Raw genomic sequence first — 24,191 nt, 5'->3', positions numbered from 1 at the left:
CTCTCCAGTTACATGCATTATAAACTGTATATTTTTTAAGAATGATTTCTTCTCCCTCAAATGACAGGTATTAAGAATCCGTTGTTCATAGCTCGTACTATCGTAGTAAAAAGAGAAGCTATTGTTCCTGATCCTTAATGATAGGCACGTAAAATGTCTTCTCGCTTCATGATCTTCACCTCCTGATCCGTTAGGAGTCACCAGTGTTGACGTTAAAAAAAGCAATAAATCTGGGAACACAGAATAGATGGAAGCACTCAAATGGAACGAGGACCTAAGTAGTTACGTGAAATTTATGGTTGAAAGTATATTTCTACCATAATAGATAACGGGCTAATAGAATTTTTCATAATAATATATTAATAAAACTGAAGGGAGGGGATATCAATGGGAAATGGTCCATTAAGTTGTGAAGAATGTGTTGAACAATTTATCGGTTGTATAGTAGTAGCATTTTTGACAAGCGGTTCTTTAGAAGAGTTTTTAGAAGAAGCTTTCGATTGTTTATTGGATTTAATCGATTGTGTGTTTGGTGATGACATCGATGGCGCACTTGCTGCCAAAAATAAGTTAAATCAAGCTCGCGCGAAGTTTAATGCGAAGCTTAATTAGTAATAAATCACTTTGAACTATCGTGTTTTCGGTCTCGAAGCGTGGTATTAGGCTGAAGACAATATAGAATTGTCTTCAGCCCTTTTTCTTAAGAGGATAGAAACTAAAAACATGGATTGGGAAATTTTCAATACACGTGCATACATGTTTTTTTAATTAAAACCATTTCTAGTCATATTTATAGAACACGAACAATTCAACTGCGTAAGTTATTAATAACAGAAAACTCTCTCATAATATTCCTAGCCAACTAAATATAAATGATATTAAAAATTAACCTTAGGAGAGATGTTTTTAAAGGAGGCGAGAAGTATAGACAAAGAGAAATCTGATCATCCCCATATAGGCATTTGTGTATCAAAAGCTAAACGAAGACTACGCAAGTTGGTAAAACAAAGACTTCAACAATACCCCGATGATGCAACCATCATAACCTTCTATATTGAGGATGTGGATTTGGTAAAACACAATGTGAGAGGAACCTGTTTAGAGAAGCGAGCAGGTGAAATTAGCCGTTCAAAGGGGATTTTTCCCTTTCCTGATGTGATTTACATGCAGTGTGATTTGGATCATAAGATGCTGAAAGAGTTCGAACAGGTGATAGGTCATAAGGTATTTAATAGTTTTATATTTGATAAATGGAAAGGCTGGCATCTACTCGCAAATGATAAGGTGCTTTGTCATCATCTTCCGGATACACGGAAACTAGAAAGTGAAATAGATCTGCAACAATTTTTGTACGATTATGAAGATATATTTTTAAAGCCTATCAATCCGATTTATGCACATAACAGTAAAGGGATTGTTCGGGTAAAGTTGCAGAGGGAAGGTGGCATCGAGGTTACCTATCGACAAAAAGGACTACGGAGGAAATCATTCGAATTTTATGAAGAATTCCAGGATTGGATTTCACCGAAATATTTTAAGGACTATATCGTGCAACAAAGTATTGCAACCATAAAATGGGGTAAAAAGGTAACCGATATCCGTCTTAATATGAATAAAAATGGTAAAGGTGAATGGGAAGTAACTCTTTTGTTGTTCCGTATCGCTTCAAATGATAGCCATAGCATGCCGGGAATTTTAGCAGCTCATCCTTTTAGTAATTTACCTAAAATGTACCCCCAGAATAAAAACATGGAAAATATTGAAATATCTGTTGTCAATCTTGGATTTAAGATTTGCCACGTTTTAGATAAATCTGAACATCATATGGCAGATCTAGGGATCGATTTAGGAGTAGATGAAAATGGACATTTGTGGATCTTTGAAGTAAACCCTCTCCCATATCCATTAAGAGGTGTAGATGATCTTTCAATGACTAGACCTCTTGAATACGCTTCGTATCTTGCCTTAACAAATCAACAAGAACAAGAGAAAGAGAAAGAATAGCGGCAGTTCTGGTAATAAAATAACGGCATCAGATTTGGGTTAAGGGAGAATTATATAAAATAAATTCGGTGTAAAAAGATTTTTAAAGGGGCACTTGGTTATAAAATAGAGGTTTACTCTGAGTTATAACTTTAGGAGGTTAGCTAGATGGAAAGAGAAATTGCATTTTACAGGGGTTAAGGGCTGGGAAACAAACCCGCTTATCCACCTCGTTCATGATTTAATCACAAAAAAACGACCTCCTGAAGAGATCGTTTTTCATTCTATTATTTCACATACTCTGCCTGATAGGCTGCAAATTCCTCTTTTGAACACATCACATAGTGCCCCGGTTTGACTTCACGGAATTCCATTTCTTCGCCAGGCTGCATTTTGTGCTTCGTTGGATCATAAACAGTTCTTACTCTGCTTCGTTCATAAATGGGATCAGGCAGAGGGATTGCAGATAAAAGGGACTTTGTGTATGGATGAATTGGATTTTTATACAATTCATCCGCATCAGCGAGCTCTACTAAGCGACCAAAATACATAACCCCTATCCGGTCACTGATGTATTTCACCATAGACAAATCATGGGCAATAAAGAGATATGTTAACCCCTTCTCTTTTTGAAGCTTTCTCATCAAATTAACCACTTGCGCTTGAATCGATACATCAAGGGCAGATATCGGTTCATCAGCGATAATAAATTCCGGCTGTACAGCAAGAGCTCTAGCAATTCCGATCCGTTGTCTTTGCCCGCCGCTGAATTCATGAGGATATCTGTTTGCATGTTCACGGTTCAGTCCAACTGTTTCAAGTAATTGGTATACTTTTTCCATTCTTTCACTTTTTGATTTAGCAAGACCGTGAATGTCAATTCCTTCAGCAATAACATCAGAGACCTTCATGCGCGGATTGAGAGAAGCATATGGGTCTTGAAAAATCATCTGCATTTTACGATTAAATGCTTTAAGCTTGGCGGAAGATTTTTTTCCATGGACATTTTCTCCATCAAAAAGCACTTCACCGCCTGTTGCATCATAAAGACGAATAATTGTCCGTCCTGTTGTCGATTTTCCGCAGCCCGACTCTCCTACTAACCCTAATGTTTCTCCCTTATAGATATCAAAAGAGATATTATCTACAGCCTTCACTTCATTTGGTTTCCCTATATTAAAGTATTGCTTTAAATTTTTAATTTCAAGAAGTTTTTCTTTATTGGTCATTTAATTCCCCTCCTTTATTTCAGGGAATAATTTTTTTCTTTTCTTAACAGCGTCAGGTGGTTCTACTTTAGGCGCATTAGGATGGAGCAGCCATGTTGCAGCATAATGTGTATCCGATACCTTGAACATAGGCGGCTGTTCCTCTAAATCAATTTTCATCACAAACTCATTACGAGGTGCAAACGAGTCTCCTTTAGGAGGATTTAACAAGTCTGGCGGTGTACCGGGAATAGCATATAATTCTTCATCATCTGTATCAAGACTTGGCATGGAACTAATCAGACCCCAAGTATAAGGGTGCTGCGGGTTATAAAATACTTCATCAACTGTTCCCGTTTCAACAATTTTCCCGCCATACATGACGGCCACTCTATCAGCTACGTTCGCTACAACACCAAGGTCATGTGTTATAAAAATAATTGATGTGTCAATTTTCTTTTGCAGATCTTTCATCAGCTCCAATATTTGAGCTTGTATCGTTACATCAAGGGCAGTAGTAGGTTCATCAGCGATGAGAACCTTCGGATTACAAGCAAGTGCGATCGCGATGACTACCCGTTGCCTCATACCCCCGGAGAATTGATGAGGATATTGGTCAAACCGTGCTTCTGGATTTGGAATACCAACCAGCTTTAATAAATCAATCGCCCGTTCCTTAGCGGCAGATTTACTTAATTTCTGATGCTTTACAATTGGCTCCATAATTTGCTTTCCAACCTTCATTGTTGGATTTAATGAAGTCATTGGATCCTGAAAAATCATTGAAATATCCTTCCCGCGGATCTTTTGCATTTCTTTATTAGATAGCTTGGCTAGATTTCTTCCATTAAAAAGAATTTCTCCTTTTTTGATTTCAGAATTGGATTCAGGTAATAATCTCATAATGGATTTAGTTGTGACAGATTTCCCTGAACCTGACTCTCCAACAATAGCCAGGGTTTCCCCTTTATATAAATCAATATCAACTCCACGAATTGCCTGAACCTCTCCTGCAAAGGTATGGAACGATATGTGCAAATCTTTAATTTCTAATATTTTCTCCATCATAGTCACCTACCTTTTCTAGTCACGCATTTTCGGATCTAGTGCGTCTCTAAGACCATCTGCAATCATATTAAAGCAAATCATAATTAAGCTTATTATTATTCCAGGGAAAATCATTTGCGTAGGGTATAATTGTAGAACTTTAAACCCTTCATCAATCAAAGTACCTAGTGATGCCAAGGGAGGCTGCAGTCCTAAACCAATAAAGCTTAAGAAGGCTTCAAAAAATATGGCACTTGGAATGGTAAACATCGTGTTAATAATAATGACGCCAGCTAAATTCGGCAAAAGATGCTTCCATATTAATCGATTGTCCTTTGCACCTAACGTCCTCGACGCCAATACAAATTCTTGGTTCTTCATTTTTAGGACTTGGGCACGTACAACCCTTGCCATCGTTACCCAACCCGTTATGGTCAAAGCAATTGTAATTGATAAAATACCCGGACCGAGCAAAATGATCATTAGGATTACAATGACCAAGTTTGGTATACCAACTAATATTTCCGTAATCCGCTGCATGACATTGTCAACTTTCCCGCCATAAAATGCAGAAATTGCTCCATATGCAACACCAATTACCATATCTATAACTGCTGCTAGCAAGGCAATATATAAAGAAATCTGAGTTCCTTTCCAGACACGTGTAAAGATATCTCTTCCCAAACTATCTGTTCCAAACCAATGGTATTCATCTACTTGCTTTTGTTCATAGACATCATAGACTTCACCATTTTTTCTCTCAAGCATTCCGTCAAATGGAAGCCAGCTAATATTTTCTAATCCTTGAATTTTTGGCGGCAGGTTAGATTGACTTGCTTTCTGAGCCGCGGAGTCGTATCCGCTTATAACTGGTCCGAGGAAAGCCATTATCGTTAAAAGAAGTAAAACGACCAAGCTAATAAGTGCACCTGTATTCTTTCTGACACGAAGCCAGGCATCCTGCCAATAATTTAAGCTTGGCTTTGAGATTTCTTCACTTTTTGCAGAGTCTATATGGGCGGGTTCAAACATATCTTTTGAAAAGTTTTTATCATGTTGAGCCATTACTTCTTCCCTCCCGCTATACGGATCCGCGGATCAATGATTCCATACAGCAGATCCACTACTAAAATAATAAAAACAAATAATGTAGAAAACAAAAGAGCAGTTCCCATAATGACAGAGTAATCATTTACATTTATCGCAGTTACAAACTGCTCTCCAATCCCGGGGACACCAAAAATATTCTCAATAACAAGAGAACCAGTCATTAAGCTGACCGTTAAAGGTCCAATTACTGTAATTACCGGAATTAAAGCATTTCTTAATGCATGTTTAAAAGCTACTTCAAATGAAGAGGCACCTTTTGCTTTTGCTAGAGTAATATAATCTGAGCCAAGCACCTCGATCATTTCAGTTCTCATAAACCTGGCTGCAGTAGCGATAGGGAACATGGCTAGTGCGATTGTAGGGAGAATACTATATTCCGGTCCTCTCCAGAAAGCAACCGGCAGCCAACCAAGCTTTACTCCAACAAAATATTGCAGTAAGCCCGCAAATACAAAGGATGGGATTGATTTTCCCAATACGGCAATAAAAGTTGATCCATAATCCACCCACGTATTTTGCCTTAATGCTGAAGCAATTCCAAGGAATACACCTACAATTGTGCCAACTATAATTGCTTGAAATCCAAGGACAGCTGATGGCCCTAGTCGATCTTTTATAATTTCGGTAACCGGAGTATTGTCAAATTGAAATGAAATTCCAAGGTCACCCTTCACTAAATTCAACATATAATTCATATATTGAACAGGTATGGGTTCGTCTAACCCATATTTATTTATCATTATGGTACGCTGGACTTCTGACAGCTTATTAAAATTTACAAATGGAGTACCAGGGATTAACTTCATGAGGAAAAAAGTAAAAGTGGCAATTAAGAATAATGTAATGATCATATAAATGATACGCTGTGAAATATACTTGACCATAAGTAGCACCTCCTATTGTTGTGTACATATTCTACAAATTTCGACAATTCCTTTTCAGGGAAAAAGAGAGTATATTCTCAAAATATACTCTCTTTTATTTTCATTTTCCATCAACTATAATATCTATTATTCTTTCATTTCAATCCACATGTAGCTGTATTCAGGTCCTACTAAGTGATAAGTAAACCCTTCGACTTTTTCATTCACTAAGATATTTGCTGCACGTTGGTAAAGAGGCACCAGAGCAGCGTCTTCCTCTAATAAAATTCTTTCAGCTTCTTGAAGGGCCTTCCAACGTTCCTCAGGCTTTTGAGCTAGAGTAGTCTGAGCGTCTTTCACAAGCTTGTCATATTGCTCATTCGAGTAGTCCATTTTGTTGTTACCGCCGCCTGTAAGCCATAAATCAGAGAATGTCATTGGGTCTAAGTAGTCTGGACCCCATCCAGCAAGCTGTAAGTCATAATCTTGTGAATTTTCACGGTCTAAACGAACAGCGAACGGAACAGAATCAACTTGAAGGGATAAGCCCTCTAAATTTGTTTCTAATTGGTTTTTAATGTATTCGGCTGTTTTCTTTGCATTCTCAGTATCATCACCTAAGTATACTAGCTTAACTGAGTCAGTTCCAAGCTCTTCAAGCCCTTTAGCCCATAGCTCTTTGGCTTCTTCTGCATTATGTGTTAGTAAATCTCCGTTACCTTCACGGAAGTCCTTCCCATCTGGCCCTTCAACAAATTCTTGAGGTACAGCATAGTTTGCAGGAAGGGAACCATTATTTAAAATACTCTTCGCATAATCTTCCTTGTTAATTGACATTGCAATCGCTCTGCGAATATTCTCGTTTTTCAATGCTTCATTTTGTTGGTTCATTTTCAGCCAGAAAATCGTTGGCTCTAACCATTTAACTACATTTGGGTCACCTTCATATTGTGGAACAATATCAGATGAAAGCTTTGAAGTGATATGAGTTTCACCAGTTTCATAGGCATTAGCTTGTGCCTGTGACTCTTTTAAAACATTAAATTGGATTTTGTCCAAAGAAACTTCTTCAGTATTCCAATAATCTTCATTTTTTGCGTATGTCCATTTAGAAGCAGTTGTGCCGCTCCAGTCACTTAATACGAAAGGTCCGTTATAAATTAAGCTGTCTGCGTTTTTCGCATAGTTGTCTCCTTGTTCTTCAACAAACTTCTGATTTAACGGGTAGAATGTTGGAAACGCAAGTAATGATTTGAAGTATGGAATCGGTACTTCCAGCTTAATCTCTAAAGTTTTATCATCGATTGCTTTAACACCTAATGTATTTAAATCATACTCTTTTTTCTCTGCACCTGCTTTTGAAATCTCAGCAGCGCCTTTAATCTTGCCATCCATCATATAAGGGCCGTATGGAGAAGCTGTCTTAGGGTCAATTGCCCTTTGCCAAGCAAATACGAAGTCATTTGCAGTTACAGGGTCTCCATTCGACCATTTTGCATCTCTAAGTGTAATCGTATATGTTAAACCATCTTCACTAACCTCAGGTTCCCCTTCTGCCATACCAGGAATCGGCTCCTGATTTTTATCAAGACGGTAAAGCCCTTCCATAACATTATTTAATGTAGTAAAACCAATGGTGTCCTGTGCTACAGAACTATCTACAGACGGAATACCGTTTGTTTCGATTACATTCAATTCTTGTTTTGCATTTGATTCTTTTGAATCACCTTCACTACTATTACCATCTGACGCCCCTTGTTCTCCCCCGCCGTAGCATGCTGATAAAAACATACTAAGTACTAGAGAAAGGACTAAAAGCAATGAAAATTTTGATTTTTTCACTCAGAAAGACCTCCCTTTTATTTTTCTGAAAATTTATTACAAGGACTATTATACAAGTATTCGGACTATTATGCATTCATTTTTTTAAAAAAATTTACACAAATGCAATATTTATAAGAAATAGGCCTATTAAAAATGATTCTTTCAGCCTATTTAATAGGTTATTTTTTCATGAATCATTTCACTTATTTCAACTAAAAAGACTAACGGTGCTTTGATTTGTAAACCTTTATTAAATTCAATGTAAAATTGACTACAAATTCATTACACAGCATTTATAAACCGCAAATAAATTAACAATATTCACCAAATTCAGCTCATTTTGTTTTTCTATTAAAGTATTAACGCTTTACTGGACTAATTTATTTGGCGTTGGTTCATTCGATTAGCCCCACTTCTCGAGTGCTAGAATACAGCCGTTTATCCTCCTTATGCCTGTTCTGTACCTTAAAATTTAAGTCTGATCAAGCCAAGATGGACCATGACTAAAAGTGTTTGAAAAATTTGACTTTCTTTAGTTTCTGAAAATAGAAAAGGATTTAATAGATATATGCAAGCTGGCTTGTTTATTTCCCAGAAAACATTTTCACTTAACTTCACTAGCACCAGGTTTGTCATTTTGCTATACTTTAATTGTTTGATTTTTAGAACAGTGGAGGTCTCCTGTTTTTCTGTGACCAAGATAATGCTGTTCTTGAATTGCCTATGGCCTAAGGGCAGATAATCGTACGGTTGTCTGCATCTCTAAAGAATTAGGCTATAACCAGGATTATTAATACTAAATCAAGATAAACATCTTATAATTTACAGAAATGAGAGATTTCCATGTATATAAGAAAAGCATTTATTATTTTTATTTTCTCTCTGCTTGCCACAGTTACTGTAAGCTTTATCATATACAAGAGAATAAGCCTGGTTGATTTTATTAATATTTCTTTCATCATTTCAGGGCTCTTAATCCTCTTTTCACTTCTGCTGGTTGTTGTAAACGGCGGTTTTTTTGATGGAGTTTCCTATGGCTTTAGAAGGCTTTTTCAGTCGGGCGGAAAAACGATTACAAAAAAGGAAGTCGAAGAAATGATTCCGCTATCTGAAATGATTGATATTGAATATGCACCTATTTTATTTGCCGGCATTCTACTTGGAATCATAATGCTGGCTGGTTTGTTTATTTATTATGTATAGCTCTTAATGTTTTTGTTGATAATGATCATGGAATTCTTTATAATGATAAAAAATTTAAATTTACTTGCGATGACAAAGATTAGTACACGTTTAAATCATTTAAAGAGAGCCTGCGGGTGCTGTGAGCAGGTAATGAAATTCGTGGAATGGACTTTTGAGCAGCTAACCGAAACTGGAAATCATATCGTTACTTAATCAACAATTGGCATCTCGCCATTTGTTTCAAATCTAACCTCTCACTTCTGCTGTTTTTAATTAGAAGTCAGGGATATCAATTTAAGTAACGTGTGTCTAAACACCTTTTTCTAGCACGTAGGCTTAGTCGTTTCTCTTGCGTTAAAAGAGGTTTTTCAAGTGATTTCAAGCTAGTTTTGAAATAATTAGGGTGGTACCGCGGTCCATTCGTCCCTATCCAGATAGGAACGGATGGGCCTTTTTATTTTTTAGATTGCTGCCTTTAACATTCTTAAGGACGTATTAATAAAGGCAGTCGGTAATTCGCCGATTACTTTTTGTCTCGAGTTAAAACGTCACTTCAAGAAAAGTGATTGGCTTTTTTCCAAAGGCAACAAAGCTTACGAAGGCAGCATATATTTTTTAAAAGGAAGTGGAAGAATGAAAACAATTTTTTCCGGTATTCAGCCAAGCGGGACATTAACTCTTGGCAACTACATTGGAGCAATGAAGCAATTTGTTGAACTGCAGCATGATTATCACTGTTATTTTTGCATTGTTGATCAGCATGCCATTACAATGCCCCAAGATCGTCTTGCTTTAAGAAAAAACATTAGAAGTCTCGCAGCTCTATACTTAGCAGTTGGTATTGATCCGAATAAATCTACCTTGTTTATTCAATCAGAAGTACCTGCACACGCTCAAGCTGGATGGATGTTACAATGTGTTTCATATATTGGAGAGCTTGAGAGAATGACGCAGTATAAGGACAAATCAAAAGGCAAGGAAGCCGTTTCTTCTGGATTATTAACTTATCCGCCTCTAATGGCAGCTGATATATTGTTATATAAAACAGATTTAGTTCCGGTTGGCGAAGACCAAAAGCAGCATTTGGAATTAACCCGTGATTTAGCGGAACGCTTTAATAGGAAATATAACGATATCTTCACCATTCCGGAAGTTCGGATTCCTAAAGTAGGTGCTAGAATTATGTCACTTGCTGAACCGAATAAAAAGATGAGTAAATCTGATGAAAATCAAAAAGCATTCATTTCCTTGCTTGATGACCCAAAACAAATCGAAAAGAAAATAAAAAGCGCAGTAACCGACTCTGATGGGCTTGTCAAATTTGATAAAGAGAATAAGCCAGGAGTTTCAAATCTTCTTTCGATTTACTCGATTCTTTCCCATGAATCAATCGAATCCATTGAAGCGAAATATGAAGGAAAAGGGTATGGAGAATTTAAAGCAGAGCTTGCCCAAGTAGTTGTTCAAGCCTTGAAGCCTATTCAGGATAAATATCATGAACTTATGGAATCAGAAGAGCTTGACCGAATCCTTGACAACGGGGCAGAAAAAGCAAATAAAGACGCATTAAAAATGCTGAAGAAAATGGAAAATGCTATGGGACTTGGCAGAAAGAAAAGATAGAGCGACGAAAAAAAGGTGCCAGGCACCAAATTTTAAATTTGGTGCCTGGCACCTCTTAGTTATACATTAGTTTACTTTAGATCCATGCTCCATATCCCACAGCTTCTCGAAGAAGGGTTGTCCTTTAATTAAATCCTCGCACAGTTGCGCGTGCTTGCTTGTCCAGCCTTCTATCGTTTCCTGATAGAGCATCTCCCAAACTTGTTCAAAGTTCATATCCTGGATGATTTCATATTTTTGCGGATTCCATTCTGTATACCAATACTTGACCTCCGCTGAATTTTTCGTTGACTGCAGCTGGTCGAGCGCCATACACAACAATTGCTTCAGCTGTCTTTCTTTTCTAGTCAGTCCCCTCATATAATCAGGAGCTACTGAAAGAATATGAAATTCCTTTTCTTGTGCATATTGCTCAAGGCTAAAATTGTAATCTTCCGCTTCAACCTCTTTGACCATTTCAAAAACCAGCTGTTCTTGTCTCGGAATTAGTCTGCTTTTTCGAATGGGAATGGTGTATCCGATCGTATCTACAGCAAGTATACCTTCTCCATCTGTTACTACAAAGCAATAATCAAGCTGAGTCCGTTCATGATTTTTTCGTATGTAAGCCTTTTGGAATATGTCGCTTAATAGTCTTTGAGGCAACTCAGATAAGTCATTTTCAATATAATGAAATAAGACCGAATTCACTCGAATGAGCGGCACTTGATCTAATAGCTCTACACTGTCATCCTTGCGCCATTCGTGGAAATGACAAACATTATATCCATTCTCTTCACCTTCAAACCAGTTCACCCATACATCATGAAGAAACAACATTTTTTACCCCTCACTTCAAAACTATTTGTTTTTCAGTATAGGCAGGATAAAGAAAAATTATTCCAATCTGTTCAGATTATGGATGATCATTTTTTTTATTTTATAAAGAACACTTTTATACAAGTTTTTAAATGAGTGAAAAGGGAAAAATCCATCACAATTTTATTGATGGATTTAACGTGAGGATTTTGGATTTAATGCATCCTTCAACCCTTCACCTATGAAGTTTATGGCCAAAATTGACAAAACAATCATTGCCGCCGGTGGCATCCACATCCAAGGAAGATTTCTAAGGACATTGGACTGCCTTGCTTCAGACAGCATGTTCCCCCATGTTGGTGTATCAGCTGGAACACCAAAACCAATAAAGCTTAATGCAGATTCTACCGAGATCATAATAGCAAGAATTAGGGTTGCTTGCACAATAATAGTCGAAGCTACATTCGGAAGGATATGTTTTCGAATGACTTTTCCAGGTGAACAACCAATCGAAACAGCCGCAAGGACATATTCATTTTCTTTCTCCGATAAAATTTTACTTCTGACAATTCTTGCCACACTTCCCCAGCTTAATAAGCTGATGACGATAATCAGTACCCAAGGACCAGTAAGCTTACCTGTTAATATCGTATTAATAACGATTACAAAGATTAAAAACGGAAAGTTTAAAACAAAATCAGTAAAACGCATTAAAGCATTATCAATAAAGCCGCCAAAATACCCTGCTATAGATCCGATAAGCGTGCCAATAAACGTAATAGAAAACATACATGAGAGGCCTATGAGTAAAGAAGTTCTTCCCCCATATAATAGTAAGGTAAACACGTCTCTGCCATTGGAATCAGTACCAAGCCAGTTTTCTCCTGATGGTTCTAATTTCATTTTCATAAAATCAACTCGATTGATGTCATTTGTAGTAATATAAGGTGCCAATGCACACAAAATAATAACAAGTGTCAAAAATGCTAAGCTGATAACAGCAAGTTTGTTCCGCAAAAATTTCTTTCTTGCAATTGACCATGGAGAGGGACTTTTATCAGCCTTCATCTGCTGTGTATTCTTATTTGTAACGACTTCCATCTGTTTCCCTCCCTTCTACTCGACTCGAATACGAGGATCAACGACACTGTATAACAGGTCGGCTACAAGATTTCCTATTATTGTTAAAACAGAAAACATCATTGTAATGGCCATCATTACTGCGTAATCTCTTCTTTCCACTGATTCCAAAAACAAATAGCCAATCCCTGGATATGTAAAGATAGTTTCCGTAATAACTGCTCCACTTATTAATGTCACTAGATCGAATCCAAGATATGTCACAATTGGAATAATGGAATTTCGCAAAATATGCTTATTATAAATAGCGGATTCTTTTGTCCCTTTAGCACGAGCTGTACGAACATAGTCCTTTCGTGAATTATCGATAATATCATTGCGTAAAAACTGGGTATATTGCGCGGTTGCAAGCAATCCTAAAACTAATGCCGGCAGTGTTACATGATGGAGTCTGCTTATAAAATACGCGAGAGTCCCTTCTTCCATTCCAACCTGAACGGAACCGCTGAAAGGGAACCAGCCTAATTGAAAGGAAAAGAAATAAATACAGAGGATGCCGGCAATAAAAGAAGGAATCGCTAGACCAATATAGTTATATGTCGCAATTAAGTTATCTCCAACTGTATAGGGCTTTCTACCAGAGTACATCCCCATGATAAAAGCAAAGAAATAAGTAATAATAAGCGAGGTAATCGCTAGGAAAAGTGTATTCGGAATCCTTTCTGCAATAATTTCTGCGGCAGGCATTTTATGAGCTGTTGATTTTCCAAAGTCTCCTTGAACAAAATCTGTCACCCATCTCCAATATTGAATATGAATCGCATCATTGTATCCTAACTTTTCCCGCATTTCTTCAATATATTGAGGATCAGTATTTGTCGGATCAATCTCCCCTCCAAATGGGTCCCCTGGCATTAATTTCGCCAGGGTGAACACCACGAAGGAGACAAGGATTAACATCGGAATCATGCCTAATAGTCTGCGTAAAGTAAACTTAAGCATTGACCATTCTCCTTATCTGATGAAAATCTAGTCATTTCAGCTGTGACTATTACTCAGTTACATACCATTTATAAGAGTCGTTTAGCGGGGTCAAGGCATTCACATGAACTCCTTGAAGTCTTTTGTTCACTGCATATAAATCCATGTTTTCCCAAAGAGGTAGCGCAAGCAAGTTTTCATTAAAATATTTTTGCCAATCGATAAATCCTTGTTTACGAACTTCTTCATCAAATGCCGCATCGCTTGCTGTTGCTTTAATCAGCTTGTCATTTTCTTCATCTACATATCTTCCATAGTTCCATTCAGCATGTGAGCCCCATAATGCTTCTGGATCTGGGTCAGCTCCAGTAAACCAAGAGCCAAAGAATGCATCTAATGACTTATCATCATTGTCTTTCATTTCATTGTACAGATTGAATTCAATTAACTGGCCGGTTGCAAGCTCTGTTTTCACACCAATATCATTCCAGCTTTGGATAATGGCTTTAGCACGGCCTTCAAATTCTGAAGGACCAGCATAGTGTCCAAATGAAATTTTGAATTCTTTACCATCTGGATCTTCAACAAATCCATCACCGTTTGTATCTTTATAGCCTGCTTCAGCTAAAAGCTCTTTCGCTTTTTTAGGATCGTATTTGTATTCATTTAATTCTGATTCAGGTGCTGTAGCCCAGAATGCAGTTGGGATCACTGTGTTAGCAACTTTTGCTTTCCCAGCTAAAAAGGCTTTAATTAATGCAGGACGGTCAATGGCATATAATAACGCTTGACGCAGCTCTTTAGATTCAAATTTCGGATTATCTTGAACACTTTTTGCAGTTGCTTTATCACGAGTACCAAAACGCAGTCCAATATATGAATAAGCAACCCCATTCGTTTCTTCTATCGTCACATTATCAAGGTTACCAATTTGTTTAAGGTCAGCTGGGCGGATACCCATTAAATCAATCTCACCTTTTTCAAATGCACCAGCTGTTAAAGAAGGGTCGATAACTTTTACAATTACACCATCAAGTTTCGGCTTTCCTTGCCAATAATCATCAAAACGCTCTAATTCTACATATTCACCAGATTGGACTTTCTTTACTTTGAAAGGTCCGAGTCCCACCGGGTTTTTACGAACTGGATCTGATTCGGCTAAATCTTTAATTGCAATGCCTTCATATTCTTTCTTCGGCATTGGAGTAGACCATAAACTTTCTAAGTTATTAACCTTTTTCTCTGCAAATGTAATTTTGATTGTGTAAGGATCAACCACCTCAATACCAGAGATCGAGTCAGCTTTACCTTCTTTATATTCCTTTGCACCCTTTACACCTGAAACATAGTTATAACGAGGTCCATTATAATCAGGGTCTGCAAGAACTTCTAATGCAAATTTCCAGTCCTCAACAGTTAGCTCCTCACCATTATGCCATTTAATTCCTTCTTTAAATTTGAATGTATAAGTTAGGTTATCTTCGCTGATTTCCCATTCAGCAAAGTTCGGCACATATTTTAATTCATCATTAACCTTGTAGACGCCTTCAGTCATAAACTCTTGGATGTTGCCGTCTACTGCACTTCCTGAAAATGCACCTTCGAAAATCCCTTCAGGAGCTGTATCTACAGCAAATGTTACTATTCCCCCTTCTTTTGCTTCACCTGTTTCTCCTGATGTTCCTTCTTTTTCTCCACCTTCACCTTCATTACTCGTCGTTTGGCCGCCGCTGCATGCAGCCAAGAACATTGACATAACGAGCAACAATGCAATTGCCCATAATGATGTTTTTTTCATCTTTTTCCCCCCAATTATTAATTGTTAGGCTGTTTTTTCTACTTTGTTGCTACCTGCTGGAAAGCTCATCACTTCGTGAGTTTATGTTGTGAGAGGTTAGATGTAAGACTCTGAGGCATATGAGATTCATCGATTGCCTCTATTTAACGATCTCTAGTATGTAAATAGCAACAAGTTCAAAAGAAATAGCCAATTGTTAAGTAGAATAAACTAACGCTAATTTATGAATATAGGTGACAAGCTACTTGATGACCCTTCTTCACCTCCTTTAATTGAGGTTTGATTTGCGAGCATTCTGGCTTTGCATGCTGACATCTTGGATGAAACGGACATCCGACCGGAGGATTTATCGGACTTGGGACATCCCCTTCTAACACTATGCGCTGTTTTCGCTTTTTAGGATCAGGTTCTGGAATAGCTGAGATAAGTGCCTGAGTATATGGATGAAGAGGATCTGCATAAATGCTTATGTTATCTGCGATCTCTGCCATGTTGCCAAGATACATCACTCCGATTCTGTCACTCATATGCTTCACAACACTTAAGTCGTGGGCAATAAATAAAAATGTTAAATCGAATTCATCCTGCAGATCATTTAGTAGATTCAGAACTTGAGATTGTACGGATACATCTAAAGCAGAGACCGGTTCGTCGGCTATTATCAGCTTCGGACGCAGGGCGAGGGCTCTAGCAATCCCAATTCTTTGCCGCTGTCCGCCGGAAAACTCATGGGGGTACTTATAGTAAGCATCAGGTGGTAGGCCTACTTTTTCTAAAAGGTCCATAATTTCTTCTTTCAAAGCCTTTTTTGAGCGCTTTCCAAAATTTAATATAGGCTCGGCTATGACGTCTCCGACCATTTGCATTTGGTTTAAGGAAGCGTAAGGATCCTGAAATACCATTTGCATATCTTGACGGATATCACGCAAAGACTTTCCTCTTAAACTCGTAATATCTTTTCCATCAAAAAGAATTTTTCCATCTGTCGGATTTAATAATCGGAGAATAGTCCGTCCTGTAGTAGATTTTCCGCATCCCGACTCCCCGACAAGTCCAAGTGTTTCGCCTGCCTTGATTTTAAAGCTAATATTATCAACAGCTTTTACATGGCCAACTGTTCTTCTGAGAAAGCCGCCTTTTACTGGATAATAGGTCTTTAAATTTTGAACATCTAACAGTACATTTTTTTCTGTTGTTTGGCTCATTTAGCTACCTCACACTCTCTATAGGATAACTTTCTTCATATAAGAGGCAGGACACTTCATGTCCATCTGAAACCCTGGCCAGCTGTGGAGTAATATGTTTGCAATCTTCCATTGCCTTTGGACAGCGATCAGTAAATCGGCAACCGAAGGCAGGCATATTTTTTAAAGAAGGAACGATTCCCTTTATACTTGCAAGCCGATCGGTTTCCCCTTCTAATTTCGGGATCGATCCTAGAAGTAGATTTGTATAAGGGTGCTTCGGATCATAAAACAAGGCTTCCACATTTGTTCGTTCCACAATATTTCCCGCATACATCACAATGACCTCGTCACAGGTTTCAGCTACTACCCCTAGATCATGTGTTATCAAGATGATCGACATCTCATTTTTCTCTTGAATATCTTTTAACAGCTCTAATATTTGAGCTTGAACGGTTACATCCAGTGCAGTTGTCGGTTCATCCGCTATAAGCAATTTCGGTTGACAGGCAATGGCTATCGCAATCATCACCCGCTGCCTCATACCGCCAGATAATTGATGAGGATATTCTTCAACAATTTTATCCGGCCGTGAAATTCCTACACTTTTTAAAAGAGCAATCGATTTCTTTCTCGCCTCTGCCTTCGAGAGTTTCATATGATTAAACATTGCTTCTTCAATTTGAAAACCGATTGTAAATACCGGATTAAGTGAAGTCATTGGTTCTTGGAAGATCATACTGATTTCTTTCCCGCGAACCTTGTTCATTTCTTTATCAGATAACTTTGCTAGATTTTTCCCCTCAAATTTTATTTCTCCGCCTGTTATTTGACCAATACCTTTAGGTAAAAGCTTCATTATAGACAGGGACATTACACTTTTTCCGCAGCCAGACTCTCCTACAACCCCAACAATTTGTCTCTTTTTCACAGAAAAAGAGACTCCATTTACAGCATTATGAAATTCTTTATCAATCTTAAAACCCGTCTTTAAATTATTTACTTCTAACAGCGGTGTTTCTTTATCTAAAATAATAGTCTGATTCATTTGACACCTCTGAATATTTAAAAGATTATTAATATTTATTATATTTGACTAAGATATTATTACAAAAATGTTACATGTGCAATATATTTTTAAAATTATTACCATTTAGTAAATTTATCACAGATAAAAAACCCCTAATAATAAGAGTTTTTAGTTACTTTATCTCTTTACAAGTGAATGAAAATGTTTTTGTGTAAACTTTTTTACTATAAAGCTTTATAGCATTAAACTATTTATTATTTCCTCACTTTTTGTTGTTAGCAATGATTTTATCGTTGCCCCTTCCTTTTTCATGAAATTTTTAACGATGTAGTAGCCAACAGCATATCCTACCATCTTCGGATAGAATCCCGTTCCAAACATCACCTGCGGGAATCTTCTTTCTGCTCTTGTCAACTGATCGTTAGGCAAGATAATCTCTTTATAAAAATAGGTTAACTGTTTATCAGAATATGCAGAGGCCCACGGAGAAACGGACTCCTCTCCAAGCCTGACTCTCACTGCATTTTCGGCCATTCCTTCGAGAATAATTGTATCGATTAGAGTATAATCTTTTTCATCTTTTGGATCGCGAGCCAGCCGGCACACATGATTGTATTCATGTGTGATTATTGCTTGGATATCCTTCTTTTTACAATCCTTGGAAAGAAATAAAAAAAGCTTATCGTGAAATGCTAATCCTGCCTTTCCGTTATATTCCTTTTGAATAACGCTATTTGTGTGATCATTAGGGAGGATAAAAACAGTTGTATCTGGTCCATCCCATTCCTTTATTAATCGCCGTTCTTCGAGCTTCACAGTTTTCCAATAACCCTGTTCCTCCGCCCGAGCAAGCCAATCACTCACATTGTTCATCGTTTTAAACATCCCAAATGATGTCAAGGTATGATTGACTTCCCTTTCACCTCTATCAGGAAAATACCGATAAATTTTTTTCAACAAATCCTCGCGCCTGTCCGCCGTCTTCAGCCAGTTGTTTGTAGGAAGTACACTCACTCTGCTAACACTCCCCTCCTTATGCCCCATCCTATGCATTTATGTACATTCAAGTATCTAATTCAACTGAATTATTTTGTTTTTCGGCGAAGATTGAGGGAATTCCGGGAAATCAGGTCTTCAAGCCGGTAACTTTTATTGTCGGCTTTTTCTAGATTCTGGATTTTTGTACTTTTTATTAGCAGAAAGGACTTCACTTGCTTTTGCCATCCTCCATTTACTTGCCACACCAACTTTTTACTGTCTGCGGGTACTCACTTTCTTTCCTTACCGTGAAATTTACTGGCCATATCCGAGAATTTATTGGCCATATCCGAGAATTTATTGGCCGGATGAGCGATTTTATTTTCCGTAAGGCAATTTTATTGGCCCGACGATATCGTTATTGTCGGCTATCCCTGGATTCTGGCCATTTGTTCTTTTTATTAGTGAAAGGACTTCACTTGCTTTTGCCATCCTCCATTTACTGGCCACACCATCTTTTTACTGTCTGCGGGTACTCACTTTCTTTCCTTACCGTGAATTTTACTGGCCATTTCCGAGAATTTATTGGCCTGATGAGCGATTTTATTTTCCGTAAGGCAATTTTATTGGCCCGACGATATCTTTATTGTCGGCTGTCCCTGGATTCTGGCCATTTGTTCTTTTTATTAGTGAAAGGACTTCACTTGCTTTAACCCTCCAGATAATTAGTAAAAATCAAAAAAACTACCCCCATTATAAGAGAGTAGCTTCATAATTAATTATTCATATTTTTTAAAGACGATTGTGGCATTATGACCGCCAAAACCAAGGGAGTTGCTTAATGCTGTGTTTATGTTTTGTTTTCTTGCTTCGTTTGGAACATAGTCAAGATCACAATCTGGATCGGGAGTTTCAAGGTTGATTGTTGGAGGGATGATTCCTTCCTTAATCGCAAGGATAGAGAAAATTGCTTCAACGCCTCCAGCTGCTCCAAGGAGGTGGCCTGTCATTGACTTTGTTGAGCTGATGGCAAGCTTTTGTGCATGTTCGCCAAATACCTCTTTAATTGCAAGTGTTTCAAATTTATCGTTATATGGAGTACTTGTTCCATGAGCATTAATGTAATCAATTTGATCAGGAGTAAGGCCTCCGTCTGCAATGGCTTCCTTCATTGCCCGGACACCGCCTTCTCCGCCTGGAGCCGGTGCTGTAATGTGGTAAGCATCGCCTGTTGATCCATACCCCACGATTTCAGCATAAATCTCAGCACCTCTAGCAAGCGCATGATCTAGTTCCTCAAGAACAAGAATCCCTGCCCCTTCACCCATGACAAATCCATCGCGGTTTAAATCAAATGGTCTGCTTGCCGTTTGTGGATCTTGGTTTGTGGACAATGCTTTATTAGCTGAAAAGCCTGCAAACGACATTCTTGTTAAAGGAGCTTCTGACCCTCCGGTGACCATGACATCTGCGTTACCGCGTTGAATGACTTTAAAGGCATCGCCAATTGAATTTGTACCAGTTGCACACGCTGTAACTGTACAAGAGTTAAACCCTTTTGCACCAAGTGCGATTGATACTTGTCCTGCTGCCATATCAGGAATCATCATTGGAACGAAAAATGGACTTACCCGGCGCGGTCCTTTTTCAAGAAGTGTTTGAAATTGGTTTTCAAATGTCTCCATTCCGCCAATGCCTGATCCAATCCATACACCAACCCGGGGTGCATTTTCATCCGTAATTTCTAGATTTGCATCTTTTACAGCCATAAAAGAGGCTGCTATTGCATATTGTGTGAAGCGATCCATTTTTCTAGCATCTTTTTTGTCCATATACTCTTCAACATTAAAGTCCTTCAATTCACCTGCAACTTTCGCTGGATAATCCTCAGCATTTACTCGAGTTAAGGGACCAATACCTGATACTCCCTTAACAGCTTGATCAAAACTTGTCTTTGCATCATTTCCTAAAGGGGTGACAGCCCCTAGTCCTGTTACTACCACTCGTTTATTTTTCATATTTGAGTACCCTTCCTTTCTCCAAAGATAAAGTGAAACTTCTATCAGAATATTTTTTCTTTCCCAACTGATCGTTAGCCCGAGGCCCACAGAATGTGGTCACACAGACTTGCCAGGATGCGGCGCTTTGAGTCTGTGTTCCTTATTCCCGGACATCTGCGGGCAGTTATCCCCCACCTATCTTCGTTATCTCTCAGAAGATTAGATTGAGTTTTACTGCCCGTTAAAAGTGGGATTACCGTTATTTACCCCAGCGCATCGCGATAGCACCCCAGGTTAAACCACCACCAAAGCCTACCATGACAACCAGGTCTCCATCTTTTATTTTACCAGCTTCAACCTCTTCTACAATAGAAATAGGAATAGAAGCAGCAGATGTATTTCCGTATTTATTAACTGTTTTTGACATTTTTTCTTCCGGCAGTTCTAATCTCTCACGTGCTGCCTCCATAATTCTTATATTCGCCTGATGTGGAATTAGGAAATCTACATCTTCTTTACCTAATCCTGCTTTTTCGAGCACATTTACACTGGATTCACCCATTTGACGGACAGCAAACTTGAAAACTTCTCTTCCATTCATGATGATCTTTTCATCCTGATAAAGATGTTTCCCGCCAACACCATCTGCTCCTAATTCAAATGATAAAATCCCTTTTCCATCGGGGACAGGTCCCAAAACCGCAGCACCAGCTCCATCACCAAACAGGACAGCGGTATTTCGGTCATCCCAGTTTGTAATTTTTGAGAGCTTCTCAACTCCTATGACCAGCACATGTTTGTAAGTCCCAGCTTCAATAAATTGTTTAGCCGTTACCATTCCATACATAAAGCCAGCGCATGCAGCACTTATATCCATCGCACATGCTTTTTTTGCACCCAATTGTTCCTGGAGCATGCAAGCTACCGTCGGAAATGGTTGATCTGGGGTGACGGTTGCGACTAAAATCATGTCCAAGTCCTCAGCATTCACATTTGCATTCTCCAGTGCATTTTTTGCTGCTAGAAATGCCATGTGTGATGTATCCATATCATCCTCTGCAATCCGTCTCTCTTCAATACCGGTACGAGTACGAATCCATTCATCAGATGTATCTACCATTTTCTCCAAATCAGCATTTGTTAACACTTTCTCTGGAACGTAGCGTCCAATTCCAATAATACCTGCGTTCATATACCCAACCCCTTTATATAGGCCTAGTTTTTTTCTGTTCATTCTAAAATAAGCCATTACTTATAATCAAATATTAGTACTTGGTACTAATATTATCTTATTTCCAAAAGTATATCAATATTTACTGTATTTATGTCTAATCCTATTTTCAAAAAATACATAGAGTATTAACAGGATGATAAAAAAAGCAGAAGCTCAAGTCCTTGGGAGGCACAAACAAGAACGTTCGGCATAAAGTTGTCCTTTAATGACAGGTTGACTAGTTGCCTTGGATCTATTGGCGCATGAGGCTGGCTAATCACAAAAACTTAATAAAACTTCCTTATTTTAAAAAGGATGGTGATTAATATGAGCGAGGAAGAAAAACAAGAAAATACCGCTGAGAACGAGGACCAGTTAAATGAACAACCAAAGAATGAGCCGGGGGATTTTTTTTCTCAAATGATGTTCGGATCAAGTAAAAAAAAACCAAAATCCGCAAAACCGTCAGATGCAACAAATCAGACTGGCCAAGAAATAGATTACATGGAGCTCATGAACCAGCTGGAGGATATCTACTCATCGATCCAAGAGCTAAAACCATTACTCAGTGAGTTCTCACCAGTAGTTGATTATTTCAAAAAGAAATTCAAGTCCTAACTTATAAAGTAGTTGCGTCTACTTTCATACCAAAAGTTTAACTACGCCGTTTTCTATAGTCAGTGGCGCCGTTTAGTTTAGGAAGTTTGGCAGCAGGATCCCTTTCATCAAAAAAAGTGCCGAAATGGCACTTTTTTTATTCCTCACTTGCTTCTTGTTTCCCTAATTCATAAGCATCAGCCATTGCTTTTGTTAGTAAAGTGAGCATTGGTTGAAGGTGATCCATAGAAACTTCGATTCCAGCTTCATCCATGGCTGTTTTTGCCTCCGGTAAGTATTTCATTGCAATTTGCATAAATTCCATTGTTTTTGGGTGTTGTTCCATTTCAAATTCCTCCTTATAGTTCGTTTGGAAGCTTTTTTGTTTTGCGAAAGGTGTCGATATCTTTCATGATTTTTTGTTTAAATTCCTCATCTACATGAGGGCTGAATTCTCCTAACTCAATCACATTATCGCTAAAATCAAAAGATAACTCTCCACTCTTCAAAGACCCTTTATTGTATTGCTGTGCAACAAGTTCATAAAGTTTATCAACATCTTGAATCGTGCTTGTAAGAACAGTACCTTCCCCAAGATCTGATTGGTCAGAAATAAATCCAATTGCATACAAACCTTCTTCCTTTAATCTTTCGATTACAGGTACATTGTATCCATCTCCAGCCGGATACACAACATCTACGCCTTCCACTATCATTTGATCAAGTATCTTCAGTGCTGCATCGATGTCATCCCAATGCTTGACATATTTCACCTCCACATCAACTTGATCGTTTTGATAATGAGCTCCTTCACGGAAACCATCCACCTCAGGCTGCCACTCGAAAGATGCGATAACGCCAACCTTTCTTGTTTTCGTCATCTCCCCGGCGACCATCCCTCCAAAGAAACCCATAGAATGAGCTTCAAAATTTAAACTGGTGACATTTTCTCCTTTGGCATCTCCATTAAAAAAAACAAAGTGGATGTCTGGATATTTTTTGCTGATGTCTTTAAAAAAGGACTCATACTCACTTCCATGTCCAAAAACCAAATTAACTCCTTTTTGATGGAAATCATCGACAGCTTTTTCGACAGATAATCGATTATCCATTCCTTCTTTATAAAATACATCAACATTAAACTTGGATTGTATTGTTAATAATCCTTTATATCCTTTTGTCCCCCAAACTTGGTCACTGATTGTCTCAGGAACGAGCAAACCGACTTTTTCAAGCTTTCCTGTAAATGAAGGTTGTCCACATCCTGACAAGAGGAAAAGGCATAAAAAAATGAAGATCAGCCTTTTCGCCATTTACACAACTCCTTTATCCTATTCTTAGGGTTGTACCCCATTCATAAGCGAGCTTCCAGAACGAAAAGCTCAGGGGCGCTAGCCCTTCGGCGACAAGCATTCGGGCGAGCCGGCTGGAAGGTTGTTCTTTAACCTTCTCGGACGGATTGGCCCTGAGACCTAAGGGACGATGGCGCCTGGACGGCAAGGACGTCACGGCCTTATGCCTGCCGGCAGTAGGACGTTCTGTCCGCCTGAGCTGGACATCGAAAACTAACTTTAATGCGTTAATACTTTAATCAACTTAAACTCCCTCATTAAAGTAAGGTTTCTCTTTTGTTTTCTCGGTTTTTCTCAGTATTTCAATTTTTATAAGATGAGCATATTGTGGATCGAC

At 38.2% G+C, this 24,191-nt stretch carries 21 protein-coding genes and 1 other annotated feature; of the genes, 5 read left to right on the top strand and 16 right to left on the bottom strand.

Annotation, left to right across the window (positions count from 1 at the left end; genetic code table 11):
• The first annotated feature begins 387 nt into the window (after window positions 1–387).
• Together IC621_RS22930 and IC621_RS22925 are read left to right on the top strand one after the other, a co-directional pair.
• Window positions 388–612, top strand: a complete 225-nt coding sequence (locus IC621_RS22930) for a hypothetical protein (RefSeq protein WP_191161856.1) — start codon at window positions 388–390, stop codon at window positions 610–612.
• A gap of 288 nt (window positions 613–900) precedes the next feature.
• Complete coding sequence (locus IC621_RS22925) at window positions 901–2,004, top strand: YheC/YheD family protein (RefSeq protein WP_191161855.1); 1,104 nt, start codon at window positions 901–903, stop codon at window positions 2,002–2,004.
• Between the two features lie 266 nt (window positions 2,005–2,270).
• On the opposite strand, the gene IC621_RS22920 is transcribed toward IC621_RS22925, so the two are convergent.
• The 5 genes from IC621_RS22920 to IC621_RS22900 all read right to left on the bottom strand — a co-directional run bounded on the left by IC621_RS22920 (window position 2,271) and on the right by IC621_RS22900 (window position 8,053).
• The gene (locus IC621_RS22920; RefSeq protein ID WP_191161854.1) at window positions 2,271–3,212 is read right to left on the bottom strand and encodes an ABC transporter ATP-binding protein; all 942 of its coding nucleotides are present in this window, start codon (window positions 3,210–3,212) and stop codon (window positions 2,271–2,273) included.
• On the bottom strand, window positions 3,213–4,256 hold the full coding sequence (locus IC621_RS22915) for an ABC transporter ATP-binding protein (RefSeq protein ID WP_191161853.1): 1,044 nt from the start codon (window positions 4,254–4,256) through the stop codon (window positions 3,213–3,215). It lies immediately after the preceding gene.
• Between the two features lie 18 nt (window positions 4,257–4,274).
• A complete protein-coding gene (opp3C, locus tag IC621_RS22910; protein WP_191161852.1) occupies window positions 4,275–5,303 on the bottom strand; it encodes an oligopeptide ABC transporter permease in 1,029 nt (342 codons plus the stop codon).
• Window positions 5,303–6,232: an oligopeptide ABC transporter permease gene (gene opp3b / locus IC621_RS22905; RefSeq protein ID WP_191161851.1), complete on the bottom strand. Its 930-nt coding sequence runs from the start codon at window positions 6,230–6,232 to the stop codon at window positions 5,303–5,305. The genes opp3C and opp3b overlap by 1 nt, the downstream gene beginning before the upstream one ends.
• Before the next feature lie 126 nt (window positions 6,233–6,358).
• A complete protein-coding gene (locus tag IC621_RS22900) occupies window positions 6,359–8,053 on the bottom strand; it encodes a peptide ABC transporter substrate-binding protein (RefSeq protein WP_191161850.1) in 1,695 nt (564 codons plus the stop codon).
• A gap of 825 nt (window positions 8,054–8,878) precedes the next feature.
• Between IC621_RS22900 and IC621_RS22895 the strand changes: the two genes are divergently transcribed.
• Window positions 8,879–9,238, top strand: coding sequence for a DUF3899 domain-containing protein (locus IC621_RS22895; RefSeq protein ID WP_191161848.1), 360 nt, complete (start codon window positions 8,879–8,881; stop codon window positions 9,236–9,238).
• Window positions 9,239–9,298: 60 nt separating this feature from the next.
• Window positions 9,299–9,651 (top strand) — a binding site (T-box leader).
• Between the two features lie 202 nt (window positions 9,652–9,853).
• Window positions 9,854–10,843: a tryptophan--tRNA ligase gene (trpS, locus tag IC621_RS22890; protein WP_191161846.1), complete on the top strand. Its 990-nt coding sequence runs from the start codon at window positions 9,854–9,856 to the stop codon at window positions 10,841–10,843.
• Window positions 10,844–10,909: 66 nt separating this feature from the next.
• Here trpS and IC621_RS22885 read toward each other — a convergent pair whose 3' ends face one another.
• The 9 genes from IC621_RS22885 to IC621_RS22845 all read right to left on the bottom strand — a co-directional run bounded on the left by IC621_RS22885 (window position 10,910) and on the right by IC621_RS22845 (window position 21,884).
• Complete coding sequence (locus IC621_RS22885; RefSeq protein ID WP_191161844.1) at window positions 10,910–11,662, bottom strand: YjbA family protein; 753 nt, start codon at window positions 11,660–11,662, stop codon at window positions 10,910–10,912.
• Window positions 11,663–11,836: 174 nt separating this feature from the next.
• Complete coding sequence (gene opp4C, locus IC621_RS22880) at window positions 11,837–12,742, bottom strand: oligopeptide ABC transporter permease (RefSeq protein ID WP_191161842.1); 906 nt, start codon at window positions 12,740–12,742, stop codon at window positions 11,837–11,839.
• Between the two features lie 15 nt (window positions 12,743–12,757).
• Complete coding sequence (gene opp4B, locus IC621_RS22875; RefSeq protein ID WP_191161841.1) at window positions 12,758–13,723, bottom strand: oligopeptide ABC transporter permease; 966 nt, start codon at window positions 13,721–13,723, stop codon at window positions 12,758–12,760.
• Window positions 13,724–13,772: 49 nt separating this feature from the next.
• A complete protein-coding gene (gene opp4A / locus IC621_RS22870; protein WP_191161839.1) occupies window positions 13,773–15,500 on the bottom strand; it encodes an oligopeptide ABC transporter substrate-binding protein in 1,728 nt (575 codons plus the stop codon).
• A gap of 221 nt (window positions 15,501–15,721) precedes the next feature.
• Entirely contained in the window at window positions 15,722–16,705 is a 984-nt protein-coding gene (locus IC621_RS22865; protein WP_191161837.1) for an ABC transporter ATP-binding protein, read from the bottom strand.
• A 4-nt stretch (window positions 16,706–16,709) separates the two neighbouring features.
• Complete coding sequence (locus IC621_RS22860) at window positions 16,710–17,732, bottom strand: ABC transporter ATP-binding protein (protein WP_191161834.1); 1,023 nt, start codon at window positions 17,730–17,732, stop codon at window positions 16,710–16,712.
• Window positions 17,733–17,948: 216 nt separating this feature from the next.
• A complete protein-coding gene (locus tag IC621_RS22855) occupies window positions 17,949–18,728 on the bottom strand; it encodes a DUF2268 domain-containing protein (RefSeq protein WP_191161833.1) in 780 nt (259 codons plus the stop codon).
• A gap of 743 nt (window positions 18,729–19,471) precedes the next feature.
• The gene (gene fabF, locus IC621_RS22850) at window positions 19,472–20,710 is read right to left on the bottom strand and encodes a beta-ketoacyl-ACP synthase II (RefSeq protein ID WP_191161831.1); all 1,239 of its coding nucleotides are present in this window, start codon (window positions 20,708–20,710) and stop codon (window positions 19,472–19,474) included.
• 241 nt (window positions 20,711–20,951) lie between these two features.
• The gene (locus tag IC621_RS22845) at window positions 20,952–21,884 is read right to left on the bottom strand and encodes a beta-ketoacyl-ACP synthase III (RefSeq protein WP_191161829.1); all 933 of its coding nucleotides are present in this window, start codon (window positions 21,882–21,884) and stop codon (window positions 20,952–20,954) included.
• Window positions 21,885–22,232: 348 nt separating this feature from the next.
• Here IC621_RS22845 and IC621_RS22840 point away from each other — a divergent pair, with 348 nt between their 5' ends.
• Entirely contained in the window at window positions 22,233–22,523 is a 291-nt protein-coding gene (locus IC621_RS22840; RefSeq protein WP_191161827.1) for a hypothetical protein, read from the top strand.
• Window positions 22,524–22,659: 136 nt separating this feature from the next.
• Here IC621_RS22840 and IC621_RS22835 read toward each other — a convergent pair whose 3' ends face one another.
• A complete protein-coding gene (locus tag IC621_RS22835; protein ID WP_191161825.1) occupies window positions 22,660–22,848 on the bottom strand; it encodes a ComZ family protein in 189 nt (62 codons plus the stop codon).
• Between the two features lie 13 nt (window positions 22,849–22,861).
• Complete coding sequence (locus tag IC621_RS22830; RefSeq protein WP_191161823.1) at window positions 22,862–23,815, bottom strand: BMP family ABC transporter substrate-binding protein; 954 nt, start codon at window positions 23,813–23,815, stop codon at window positions 22,862–22,864.
• Between the last annotated feature and the right edge of the window lie 376 nt (window positions 23,816–24,191).

This window comes from Metabacillus arenae, assembly GCF_014773385.1.
GTDB classification, from domain to species: domain Bacteria; phylum Bacillota; class Bacilli; order Bacillales; family Bacillaceae; genus Metabacillus_D; species Metabacillus_D arenae.
This window is presented reverse-complemented; position numbering and strand designations above follow the sequence as displayed.